Consider the following 12,359-nt stretch of genomic DNA (forward strand, 5'->3'; position numbering starts at 1 on the left):
CCCCTCCGGGGCGCACGTCGGTGTCGCAACCGGCGGCCGCTGCCTGGTCGTGGTCCGACCTCCACCTGGATCTGCCAGGGCGTGGTCGGAATGACGGCGGTGATGCGACGGACCACGCAGCCTTGCGGGTCCGGCGGTGCCGACGGCCTCAGGTTAGGACACCCACCGGAGGCCGGGCAATGCCCCCCTTCTGTAGAGGATTTGGCATCGGTGCAGGTCAAGTGGCATTCATCGAGCCGGACCTGAACACCTCCACGGTGACGGCGACGTGCGTGAAACCGGACCGCCGGATCGCGTCCACCAGCGCCGGATGGCATGCGGGGTTTTCGGCGACCTGTGGATCCACCTCGATGCGGACGGCTTCGCCGAGATCCCGCACCCGGACATTGGCCAGGTCCGCGCGCAGGCCCACGGGCGCGGTCGCCACGACCAGGGCCTCGCGCACCGACGCTTCGGCGCGTTCGACGCGGGCCAGCCGTCCGGGGGTGATCTGCAGGCCGTAGGCGATGCGGCTCGACAGACAGGCCATCGCCGGTTTGTCCCAGGTCGGCAGCGACCAGAGGCGGGCGACCGCACGGACGGCCGCCTTGTCGAGACCGGCGTCGGCCAGCGGAGTCCGCGCGCCGCGCTGGGCGGCAGCGGCGATACCGGGCCGGAACCGGTCAAGGACATCGGTGGCATTGGTACCGGTCGCCACCGTGCCGAACCCCAGACGCTCCGCCACCTCGAGCGCCGCGTCCAGCAGGGTGCTCTTGCAAAAGAAACAGCGCTGGGGCCCGTTGTCCCTGTAGCCGCTGACATCGAGTTCGCGGGTGTCCACGAGGTGGTGGGTCACCCCCAGGGCATCGCAGAATCGTCTGGCTGCACGCAACTCGGCGGTCGGCAGCGCCGGAGAGACCGCGGTCACCGCCGCCATGCCGCCCGTACCGAGCGCCCGAGCGGCGGCCGCGACGACCACGCTGGAGTCGACGCCGCCTGAAAAGGCGACCACAGTGCCGCCGTAACCGGCTGTCTCGGCGAGCAGTGCCTGCGCCGCCATGGCTGTTGAACCGAACTCCGCCACGTGCCACTCCGGTGAGTCGAAACGAAGGGTCCGAACGCGATGGAACAGATGGCCGCAGGCTACAAGAACGTCTCAACTGCAGCAGGAGAGCTGGACCTCGGATTCGCCCGGCTCGATGTCGACCGCGCGGCGCGCACCGGAGATCCCGAGGTGGTGTTCGGGGCAGGCAAGACGCCCGAACAGGTCGTCGGCGCCATGCGGGCGCTGACGCTGGCGCATCCGGACCGGCTGGTACTGGCAACCCGGCTGTCCGACGAGGCCAAGAAGCTGTGCCGCACCGAATTGTCCGGCGTCGAGGTCGACGACATCGGCCGTACCGCGACACTCGGGCGGCCAGGTCCCTCCCGCGGCCGTGTGGCCGTGGTCTGCGCGGGCACCGCCGACCTTCCCGTCCTGCGCGAATGCGCGGCCACGGTCACCGTCTTCGGTTCCTACGCCGATGAGATCGTCGACGTGGGCGTCGCGGGTCTCCACCGGCTGTTGGCGCAGCGCGACCGGATCGCCGCGTGCGACGTCGTCGTCGCCGTGGCCGGGATGGAAGCCGCACTGCCGTCCGTGCTCGGCGGGCTGGTCGGCGTGCCGCTCATCGCGGTGCCGACGAGTGTTGGTTACGGCTGGCACCTCGACGGGCTGACGGCCTGGCTCGCGACGCTCAACAGCTGCGCGCCCGGCGTGCTCTCGGTCAACGTCGACAACGGTTTCGGCGCCGGCGTCGCCGCCGCGCGTATCGCCCGGAACGCCGGAAGGCCGGCCGAGTGAGAACCCTGTGGATCGACGCAGCGAACGGAGCCGCAGGCGACATGCTGCTGGCGGCGCTCCTTGACGCGGGAGCCGATCGCGACGCCGTGGACACAGCCCTGGCCGGACTGCCGGTGGAACCAATCAGCCTCGCCGAACAGGACGTCAGGCGGCACGGGTTCCGCGCCAAGCAGGTCGTGGTCACCGCGCCGGAGACCACGACCCGGCGGAACCTCGACGATGTGCTGGCCGTCGTGGCGGCGGCCGGCCTGCCGCCGAAGACGGCGGGCTTCGCCACCGACGTCTTCCGCCGACTGGCCCGGGCCGAGGCGCGGGTCCACGGAATCCCCGTGACGCAAGTGCACTTCCACGAGGTCGGCGCGCTCGACGCCATCGTCGACGTCGTGGGGTGCGCGACGGCGCTGCAGAGCCTGGACCTGCTCGGCCAGGTGACCTGCGTCGTCGGACCGATCGCGGTCGGCGCCGGTGTGGTGTCCGGAGCTCACGGGGCCATCCCGATCCCGGGACCGGCCGTACTGGAACTGCTCGCCGCCGCAGGCGCTCCCGTCGCCGCCCACACAGCGGCGATGGAACTGTGCACCCCCACCGGAGCCGCCCTGCTGTGCACACTCGCCACCGGATGGGGACCGCCCCCCGCCCTCACGCCGGTGGCCGTCGGGGTCGGCGCGGGCACCGCGGACCCGCCCACCCACCCCAACGTGCTTCGTGTCCTGATCGGCGAGAGTGCGGCGGAACCGGAGTGGGCGACCTCCCCGCTGCACCGCGTCGACACCACCGTCGACGATCTCGACCCCCGGCTGTGGCCGGACCTGCTGGACGGTTTGCGGTCGGTCGGCGCCGCGGACGCCTGGTGCACGCCCGCCCTGACCCGGAAGGGCCGGCCGGGCCAGGTGCTCAGCGTGCTCGTCGATGACGAACGGCTCGACCTGGTCTGCGGTGTCGTGTTCGAGCAGACGACGACGCTGGGGGTACGGGTTTCCCCGGTGAGCCGTCGTGCGCTGCGGCGGGACCAAGTGGAGGTCCAGGTCGACGGCAGCGCGGTCCAGGTGAAACGTGGCTACCTGGCCGGGCGGATCGTCACGGTCCAGCCCGAGTACGACGAGGCCCTTGAAGCGGCACGGCGGACCGGTCTGCCGGTCGCAACCGTCCTGGAACGGGCCCGCATCCTCGGCGGCGAGGCCGGCCCGTGACAGAGCCGGAACCATGCGTGCAACATCGGAGTTTCCGAGGTTGCACGGGTCACGGACGGACCCGGTCGGGGCGCCGCCGGGGCCGTCCGAAACGGGTGCCGTACCCCCGCTGTGCAACCGCCGCGACGGCGTGCCTTCGGGACTGACTCCGTGTCAGGGTGGCTGCCTATTCAGGACGTTCGCACAGGCACGCTGTGGCCAAAAATCGGGAGTCGGTGTGTTCGAGACGATACGCGAGTCGGTGAAGGCCGCCTTGATCGAGATGAACTACGACGTCAGCGAACTGACGGACAGCACGGTGCTCGGCCCGGCCGGTCTCGACCTGGAATCGCTCGCCGTCGCCGAGCTCGCGGTGCACATTGAGGACGACTTCGGTGTGAAGTTCGCCGACGAGGAGCTGCCTTTGATGGCGGACATGACCCTCGACGAGTTCTCCGCGATGGTGGCCGGACGGATCGGTGCGCCGCCGACCGCCGATCTGGCGGAGTGAGACGGGGGTGGGGGAGTGAACCGGACCAGCCCGCGGGCGGTCGTGACCGGTATCGGTGTGATCTCGCCGTTGGGCACCGATGTGGAAGAGTTCTTCGAGGCACTGTGCCTGCCGCGCTCGGGGCTGGTCCGGCCACCGGCCGGACATGTCGCCCACGGACTGACCGACGCGGTCGGCATCGCCCCTGACCTCGACGCGTCCGCGCTGGTCCCACGGCATGATGTCGGTGTCGTCGACCGTTTCGCGCTGATGGCTGTGGCCGCGGCCGACGCGGCGCTCGCCGACTCCGGGATCAAGATCGGCGAGGATGTCGACCCCCGGCGGGTCGCCGTCGTCGCCTCGACCGGAGCCGGCGGGATGATCACCTTCGAACGGCAGGCGCGGTCCTCAGGGGAACGCGGCGCTTCTGGGGTGTCCTCGTTTCTGTATGCGGCGTTCCTGCCGAACATGGCAACGGCGCGCATCGCCATCAAACATGGCATCCGGGGCTACAGCTCTGCCATCACCACGGCCTGCGCAGCGAGTGCCCACGCGGTCGCCGAGGCGTTCCGACTGATCTCGGCCGGAGATGCCGACGTGGTGGTGTGCGGAGGCACGGAGGCAACGCTGGGGGGGCTCACAGGAGTCGCGGGCTTTCGCAACGCCCGTGCGCTGGCTAGTGGTTGGAGCGAGGACCCCACGGCGGCAAGCCGTCCCTTCGACGCTCGACGCAACGGGTTCGTCCTTGGTGAGGGCGGCGGCATGCTCGTCGTCGAACGGGCCGACTTCGCCGATGCGCGAGGCGCCGCCGGATACGCCGACCTCGTCGGATGGGGTTCCACCACGGATGCCTTCCACCTGATCATGCCCAACCCGGACGGAGCGGGCGTCGCGGACTGTCTTCGCACGGCAGTCGCGCGGGCCGGTCTGGCCACCAGCGACATCGGGTACGTCAACGCGCATGGGACCGGGACGAAGATCGGCGACATCGCCGAGGCCGCTGCCATCCGGACGGTCTTCGGTGACGAACAGCCCGCGGTGAGCTCGACCAAGGGAGTGACAGGACACCTGCTCGGTGGTGCCGGAGTCGTGGAGGCGGCCGCGACGGTCCTCGCCGTGGCCCGCGGTCTGCTGCCGCCCACGCACAATCTCGATGCCCCGGACCCCAGATGCGATCTGGACCATGTACGGGGCAGCGCCCGGCCCACCCAGGTCCGTGCCGCACTGTCGACGTCCTCGGCGTTCGGCGGCCACAACGTGGCTCTGGTCTTCGAGCCCGCCAGCACCCGGCTGTCCAGAACCGGTGGAGCAGCCCATGCCGGATGAGTCCACCCTGCCGTCGGCTCCCCTGCGCAGTGTCATGATCGGTGAGCACTCGCTTCTGGCCGGGTGTGCCGCGCTGTGGGTGGAGCGCGGGCATCGCCTCACGGCTCTGGTGTCCCCGAACCCGGAGCTGCGCACCTGGGCGCAGAAGAGGGACATCCCCGGCATCGAGCGTCTCGACGACCTCGAAGCGACTTTGAAGGGCGAGCCGTTCGACTACCTGTTCAGCATCACGAACATGCGGATCGTGCCGCAACGGCTGCTCGACCTGCCGCTGCGGTTCCCAGTCAACTTCCACGACGCACTGCTGCCACAGCACGCAGGGGTGTACGCCACCAGCTGGGCGCTGCTGGATTCGCCCAGCGAGCACGGGGTGACCTGGCATGTGATGACCGCAGGGACCGACGAGGGCGACATCCTGCTCCAGCGGCGGTTCACGGTCGGAGGCGACGACACTGCCTACAGCCTCAACGCCAAGTGCTTCCAGGCGGGTATGGAGTCCTTCGCGGAGTTGGCCGACATCCTGTCCGCCGGCCACGAGGCCCCCGTGCCTCAGGACGCCGAACTGCGCACTTATCACGGCCGGGGCGACGTCCTTCCCGACGGGGGCATGCTGCGCTGGACACACAGCGGGCGGCAGCTGCATGCGCTCGTACGCGCAACTTGTCTGGGCCGCAGCCCGAACGCCTTCGGCACCGCGAAGCTCGCCGGCCCCGGAGAGTTCGTCGTCGTGGGCGAGAGCAGACTCTCCCCGAACCGCAGCGGTCAGGTTCCCGGTACCCTCCTGGCCGCCGACGGGAGCGGCCTCATGGTGGCCACCGCCGACCACGACCTCACGGTGCGCGGGTTCTCCACCCCCGAAGGAGTCGCTGTGCCATCGGCCGAACTGGTGGCCCGCTGGGGGCTGGAGTGCGGCGGGCGCCTTGCCGCACCCGATGCCGCAGAGGCCCTGGTCGCGCAGATGGCGATGGCCCGCCCGCACGAGTTCTGGTGGGTCCGGCGCCTGGCCCGCGCCCGCCCGTTCGAGCTGCCCCACCGGGGCGCCGTGGCGGTGGTCGGGAACGAACAAGCGGAGACGCCCCGACGTCACCGCTTCGAGGAGTTCGAGGTACCGGTGCCGCCCGCACTGGTGGCGGTCGCCGCCGACCCGGCAGGGACCGTACTGGCCGCAGTTCTGCTGTTCCTCGCCCGGGTCTCCGGCGAGGAACAGGCCGATGTCGGGTTCCGCGGACGGGAAAGGGCGGGGAACGGGCCCCTGTTCGCGTCTGCCGTTCCGATCCGGATACCCGAACCGGCGGAGGGCAGGAGCTTCGGGGACTTCCGCGCCGAGGCCGCGGAAGCGGTGGCGGCGGCCGAGGAACGCGGCTCCACCCATCTGCGCGATATCTGGATCCGGTATCCGGCGCTCGGCGGCAACGCCGGGCAGCACAGGCCGGCCGTCGTCGTCGGCATCGGCGGGGACGTGCCCGAAGCGGGCGACCCCGCGGCCGCCCTTCGACTGCTGTTGCAGGGCATCACCGCGTCGGTCCTTGTGGCTCCCCGTGGTGACCGGTGCCGTTGGTTTGTCGCCGCCGACCGGGTTGAGGCTGCCGCGGTCGAGGCGCTGCGCAAAGACTTCTCCTCCTTCCTCGGGGCGCTCGGCGACGCACGCCATCTCGACGTCGCCCGTGTTCCGCTGCTGTCCGGGCCGCGACGGCAGGAGGTCCTGGAGGGCTGGAACAGCACCCGGGTCGACCGGCCGCGCCGTGTATGTGTCCACGACATGGTCGCCGAGCAGGCCCGTCGCCGTCCCGAGGCGGTGGCAGTGGTCTGCGACCGGGAGACGCTGACCTACCGTCAACTCGACGCGCGCGCAGACCGACTGGCCGCGGCTTTGGCAGCCGCAGGGGTGCGGCGCGGGTCTCTCGTCGGTGTCTACCTCGGGCGTTCCGCCGACCTTGTGGTGGGCCTGCTCGCGGTCCTGAAGGCAGGCGCCGCCTATGTGCCGCTGGACCCTGTCTATCCGCCGGACCGCATCCGCGCCATGGCCGTCGACGCGGGCGTCCGCCTGGTGCTGACCGAGAGCCGCCTGCCACTGCCCATGGACGGCATCCGGCAGCTGGAGGTCCGGCAGCCGGATATCGAAGGCGCTGGCGCAGCGCAACCGGCCTCCGGTGCCCCGGACAACTGCCGGGAACGGGAGACGGTACCCGGAGCGGACGACGCACATGGACCACTGGATGGTGCGACGCCCGACGACCTCGCGTACGTCATCTACACATCGGGCTCGACAGGCCAACCGAAAGGCGTGCGGATCGCCCACCGGGCTCTGACGAACTTGCTCTGCTCGATGGCCGCCGATCCGGGATGCACGGACACCGACCGGCTGCTGGCCGTCACCACCGTGTGCTTCGACATTGCAGCTCTTGAACTCTTCCTCCCCCTGATCACCGGCGGCAGCGTGGAGTTGGTGGGCGAACAGGTGACCTCGGACGGATACGCCCTGCGTGCGCGGCTGTCCCGGTCCCGGCCGACGATGATGCAGGCCACCCCGGCGACCTGGCGGATGCTCATCGCCGCCGGCTGGGAGGGCGACCCCGAACTGCGCGCACTGTGCGGGGGCGAGGCACTCTCGGCGGATCTCGCAGCGGGTCTGCTGCCACGCACCAAGGAACTGTGGAACCTCTACGGTCCGACCGAGACCACCATCTGGTCGGCGGCCTGCAGGGTCCGTCCGGGCGACCGGATCACCCTGGGCCGACCGATCGAGAACACCCGTTTCTATGTGATGGACCGGCGCGGCCAGCCGGTGCCCCCTTACGTGCCGGGGGAGTTGTACATCGGCGGCGACGGAGTGGCGGACGGGTATCACATGCGTCCGGAGCTGACGGCGGAGAGGTTCGTTCCCGACGGACTCACGGGGGCCGGATGCCTGTACCGCACCGGTGACCTGGTGCGGTACCTGGCGGATGGGCGGCTGGAGTACCTGAACCGGATCGACGACCAGGTGAAGGTCCGCGGCTACCGTATCGAGCTCGGCGAGATCGAGGCCGCTCTGCTCCGCCACGACGGTGTGCAGCACGCGGTCGCGGTAGCCCGCGAGGACGTCGTCGGCATTCGGCGGCTCGTGGCCTACCTGGTTCCGGCCGGACCCACGATCCCCACGGCCGCCGAGCTGCGCCGGCACCTCTCTCGTGACTTGCCCAGTTACATGGTGCCCGCGGTGTTCGTGCCGGTGACCGAGATCCCCTTGACGCGCAACGGGAAGGTGGACCGCAAAGCCTTGCCCGAGCCGCCGCGGAGCGCGGAGGGTGTGCCCTCCGGAGCGGCCCCCAGTACTGGATCCGAGGAAGCGGTCGCTGCGGTGTGGCGGGCCACGCTCGGACGGGACGACATCGGTGTCGACGACAGCTTCTTTGAGGCGGGGGGCAACTCCCTGCTGCTGGTGGAGACGGTCAAACGGCTGAACGCCGCGATGGCCGTGCATCTGACATCCGTCGACATGTTCCACAACCCGACGGTACGCAGCATGGCCGGTCACCTTGAGGCCCTGGCACGACCGGAGGGCGACGGGCAGGCTGTCGTCTCCGCCCGCCGTATCGACAGGTCACTGATCCACCGGCGCAGGCGCCGTACCTGAAAGGCCGCCCCAAGGGCGTAGGGGTCGACCATGATCCGGGCGCCGTGATCAGCGGACCGTGCGGCCTACGTCGGCATCGACCCTTGCGACTCCATCTCCTCCACGAGGTTCTCCACAAACGAGTCGATCGTCGGATAGTCGATGAAGCCCGTGGCCGGAACCTCATAATCCAGTTCGTCGCTGAGTTTCGCCGTCAGCTCGATCAGCATCAGTGACTCGGCGTTCAGGTCGAAGAGGCTGACCGCCGGGTCCGGCAGAGCGTCGCTCGTGGCCTGAGGGCCCAGAGCCCTGCCGATTTCGTCCCGCAGGTACTCGGTCAGCAGAGCAACCTGCACGACCACGGGCCGACCGGCCATCTGCTCCCGCAGTGAGGTGCCCCCCCTGGCGGCCTTCCCCGCCGGCGGCCGAGCACCGTCGTACCAGAAGTGCGCACGCTGGAAGGGATAAGTCGGGAGCGAGGTCCGTCTGAACGGCTGGTCCGCGTAGAACCTGGACCAGTCCACCACGAGACCGGACAGCCACGCCCGGCCCAGGGATGCGAGCAGGGCGGGCAGACCGGGGGAATGGACACTGCGGCTGTCAACCGTCAGCTCCAGGGGTATCCACCCGATTCCGTCCAGGGCCGCCGTCGCCGAGGTGGCGGGGTCGCCGGCGTGCGTGCCGGCTACGAAAGGAGCGCCGGGGCCTGTCCAGCCCTGCCCGCCGGAGAGCCACAGCGGCAGGGAAGGGCGTCCGGCGGGCGGACCGCCAGCCGCGGGGTCGAGCATCGCCGCCACCCCGAACGCGCCGGCCAGACAGCCTGCGGCACGCCAGCCGTCGCCGGTGCCGATGAAACCCTTTGGCGTCACACCCCAGGCTAGCCACACCTGAGCGGTCGCGTATTCGGCCAAGGCAGCGGCACTCGTGTCGCCTGCGGTGAGTGCTGACCTGGCGTCCGACCGGCCGAGCTGGGTCAGACAGTCGTCAACAGCGGTCCGGAAAGCGGACGACTGTTCATAGAGGGCGACGGCGTGGGCGCCACCGTCCGGCGAGGAGCCGGTGCACACGAACGCGACGGCCTCGACCTGCTGAGTGACTTCGCCCGTGGGTACTCGGTCCCGGCCACCCACCGCGAGCGCCATGGCGGCGTCCCGGGTGTCGGTGGCCACGACAAAACTCCGGTGCGGGTGGACGCGACGGCCGAGGGCCAGGGTTCCGGCGACATCGCGTAGCGGTGTGCCGGGATGGCGCCGCAGATGCCGGGACAGGTCGGATGCGGCTCGGCCTGCCGCGACCGGGGTGGATGCGGACATCAGGAGCAGGGCGGGGCGCCCGGGCGCATCCGGGACGTGTTGTGCGGGTGCTTCTTCGAGTACGACGTGAGCGTTGGTCCCGCCGATTCCGAACGCACTGACGCCCGCGCGCCGGAGGCCGACACCGGCCGGCCACTCGCAGACTTCGGTGTTGACGTAGAACGGGCCCTCGGAGAACGGAATCTCCGGGTTCGGCGCCTCGAAGTCCAGGGTCGGCACCAGGCGGGCGTGGCGCAGCATCAGTGAGGTCTTGATCAGTCCGGCCATGCCTGCGGCGGTATCGAGGTGGCCGATGTTCGACTTCACCGAGCCCAACGCGCATGAGTGGCCCGCGTCCGCGGCGGCGAACGCCGCGTTCAGGGCGGCCACTTCGATCGGGTCGCCGAGCGCTGTCCCGGTCCCGTGTGCCTCGACATAGCTGATCGTCTCCGGCCCGCAGTCCGCCACGCTCAGCGCGTCGGTGATCACCGACGCCTGCCCCTGGACGCTCGGGGCGGTGTAACTGGCCTTGAGCGCACCGTCGTTGTTGATCGCCGAGCCTTTGATCACCGCGTGCACACGGTCGCCGTCGGCCAGCGCATCGGTCAGGCGCTTGAGGATCACCACCCCGGCACCGCTGCCGATCACCGTGCCCTGTGCTTTGGCGTCGAAGGGGCGACACCGGCCGTCGGGCGAGAAGATCATGCCCGGCTGATGCAGGTATCCGTGCTGCTGCGGGAAGCGGATGTGGGCGCTGCCGGCCAGGGCCGCGTCGCACTCTCCGCCGAGCAGCGCCAGACAGGCCAGGTGGACCGCGACGAGGGAGGTGGAGCACGCGGTACCTACGTTCACACTGGGTCCGCGCAAGCCCAGCTTGTAGGACACCCGGGTGGCCAGGAAATCCTTGTCACTCGCGATCATCAACCGGTAGCGCTCGACATCGGAAGCGGCGCGGAACCGCTCGGCGAGGTTGTGCAGGGCGTAGGCATTGAGTCCGACACCTGCGTAGACGCCGATCGCGCCGGTGTAGCGATCCGGGTCGCAGCCCGCGTCCTCCAAGGCGGTCAGCGCGCACTCCAGAAATATCCGCTGCTGCGGATCGAGGACTTCCGCCTCGTCCTGGGGGATACGGAACAGGTCCGCGTCGAACATGTCGATGTCGGGCAGGATCTGGCCGACTTTCACGTACTGCGGGTCGGCCACGGACTCGGGGGACACACCCGCGGCCAGCAACTCCTCGTCAGTGAAGTAGGTGGCTGTCTGCGTGCCGTCACACAGGTTCTGCCAGAACCGCTCGGTGTTCTCCGCCCCGGGGAAGCGGCAGGCCATGCCGACAATGGCCACGTCCGACTCTCGGGTGTCGTCTGAAGCGTCCACGCTGTGTCCTTGTCATCTCACGGCAGTCGGATGCCCACGTCCGCCGCGACCTTGGGCATGTCTACGAAACTCTCCGCGACGAACCGCGCCGCGGCCTCGTCGGCGTCGAAGCCGCGAAAGATCGAAACCAGCTCGCGCAAATGCTCCCCGCGATCGCCCTCGCCAGCGGCGATCTGCAGGGTCACCCTCCTGAGCTGTTCCTCGATCTCCACGATGTTCAGCACCTGCGGAAACTTGATGCTGAAGGTCGAGCGCTCGGTGCCGGTCGCGCTCCGCTTGACCGCCCGTACGTGACTGGCGGCGTTGAGCTTGTAGAACATGCAGTCCCAGTGCTTGAAGGCGTAGTAGTTCAGCAGGGGGAACAGCGTGCAGTGGGTCTCCAGTGGCGAGGACTCGTACAGGCCCTTGGCCTTCAACTCGGCCACGATTTGGTCCGGGTCGTACTCATGGCGCATGGCGATGAACGGGAACACGATCTTCGGCAGCTCGTCGTCCTCGGCGAACAGCACCTGTTCGAGCTCGCCCCGGAAGACCTCGTCGGTCAACCGGTCGCCGAAGGACTGGTAGAAGCCCCGCACGACCTCCCGGACGTTCGACTCCATGGTGAGGATCTGCTGGGGATCCGCGCACATCGCCACGTACGGAATCCCCTCCCGGAAGGCGTGCAGTATGGCGCGGAGCACGAAGAACGTGCGGCACGAGGCGCACGGCAGTTTCTCGTCGAGATACGAGCCGGGCCTGGCGGGGGCGGGCCGGTTGAAGACCTCTCGCATCACCTTTTTGATGTTGACGTCGTCAGAATCCAGCACGAAGTCCGCGGCGATCTTCTCGCGCGCGAGCCGGATGTTGTCGGCGGCGTGCGTGCTTTCGAACGGGACGTCGAAGGTATAAGCCAGGACCCGTTTGCCGTATTCGTTGACGAATTTGTCCAACATGTAGGTGCTGTCTTTTCCGCCGCTGTACATGAACAGGCAGTCGTACGGTGCGTCCGGATTCGGCTTTTCGTGCTGGAATTCGTGGAATACGTTGCTGGTGTATCGATAGTTCACCAGCAGATCGCCCGCGATATCAAGGCGGCAGAGATTGCACAGCCCGGCGGTGTCGACGCTTATCCCGGGATGCTCACTGTTCAGCGAGCAGACCTTGCATGTGGTCACGATCGCTCCTGGTGGGCGAGGCGGAGTGGGGGGGGGGGGGGGGGGGGGGGGGGGGCCCCGCCCCCCCCCGCCCCCCGGGCGGGGGGGGGGGGGGGGGGGGGGGCGGGGGGCCCCCCCCCCGCGGCGGGGGC

Annotated in this window: 8 protein-coding genes; 5 read left to right on the plus strand and 3 right to left on the minus strand. The window is 69.6% G+C overall.

The window, feature by feature from the left end:
• Positions 1–217: 217 nt before the first annotated feature.
• The gene (larE, locus tag ACFYRX_RS41940; protein WP_389112042.1) at positions 218–1,063 is read right to left on the minus strand and encodes an ATP-dependent sacrificial sulfur transferase LarE; all 846 of its coding nucleotides are present in this window, start codon (positions 1,061–1,063) and stop codon (positions 218–220) included.
• Positions 1,064–1,102: 39 nt separating this feature from the next.
• Here larE and larB point away from each other — a divergent pair, with 39 nt between their 5' ends.
• The 5 genes from larB (at position 1,103) to ACFYRX_RS41965 (ending at position 8,423) form a co-directional block, all read left to right on the plus strand.
• Positions 1,103–1,822, plus strand: a complete 720-nt coding sequence (gene larB / locus ACFYRX_RS41945; RefSeq protein ID WP_389112044.1) for a nickel pincer cofactor biosynthesis protein LarB — start codon at positions 1,103–1,105, stop codon at positions 1,820–1,822.
• The gene (larC, locus tag ACFYRX_RS41950) at positions 1,819–3,012 is read left to right on the plus strand and encodes a nickel pincer cofactor biosynthesis protein LarC (RefSeq protein WP_389112046.1); all 1,194 of its coding nucleotides are present in this window, start codon (positions 1,819–1,821) and stop codon (positions 3,010–3,012) included. Before larB ends, larC begins: the two co-directional genes overlap by 4 nt.
• A gap of 217 nt (positions 3,013–3,229) precedes the next feature.
• Positions 3,230–3,502, plus strand: a complete 273-nt coding sequence (locus ACFYRX_RS41955) for a phosphopantetheine-binding protein (RefSeq protein ID WP_389112048.1) — start codon at positions 3,230–3,232, stop codon at positions 3,500–3,502.
• Between the two features lie 15 nt (positions 3,503–3,517).
• Positions 3,518–4,807: a beta-ketoacyl-[acyl-carrier-protein] synthase family protein gene (locus tag ACFYRX_RS41960; RefSeq protein ID WP_389112050.1), complete on the plus strand. Its 1,290-nt coding sequence runs from the start codon at positions 3,518–3,520 to the stop codon at positions 4,805–4,807.
• Positions 4,797–8,423, plus strand: coding sequence for an amino acid adenylation domain-containing protein (locus ACFYRX_RS41965; protein ID WP_389112052.1), 3,627 nt, complete (start codon positions 4,797–4,799; stop codon positions 8,421–8,423). The genes ACFYRX_RS41960 and ACFYRX_RS41965 overlap by 11 nt, the downstream gene beginning before the upstream one ends.
• A 65-nt stretch (positions 8,424–8,488) precedes the next feature.
• Here ACFYRX_RS41965 and ACFYRX_RS41970 read toward each other — a convergent pair whose 3' ends face one another.
• Positions 8,489–11,071 (minus strand): type I polyketide synthase, encoded by a 2,583-nt coding sequence (locus tag ACFYRX_RS41970; protein ID WP_389112054.1) that lies wholly within the window; start codon positions 11,069–11,071, stop codon positions 8,489–8,491.
• A gap of 17 nt (positions 11,072–11,088) precedes the next feature.
• On the minus strand, positions 11,089–12,228 hold the full coding sequence (locus ACFYRX_RS41975; RefSeq protein ID WP_389112056.1) for an OzmP: 1,140 nt from the start codon (positions 12,226–12,228) through the stop codon (positions 11,089–11,091).
• Between the last annotated feature and the right edge of the window lie 131 nt (positions 12,229–12,359).

The organism is Streptomyces sp. NPDC005374 (assembly GCF_042872225.1).
Classification (GTDB): domain Bacteria; phylum Actinomycetota; class Actinomycetes; order Streptomycetales; family Streptomycetaceae; genus Streptomyces.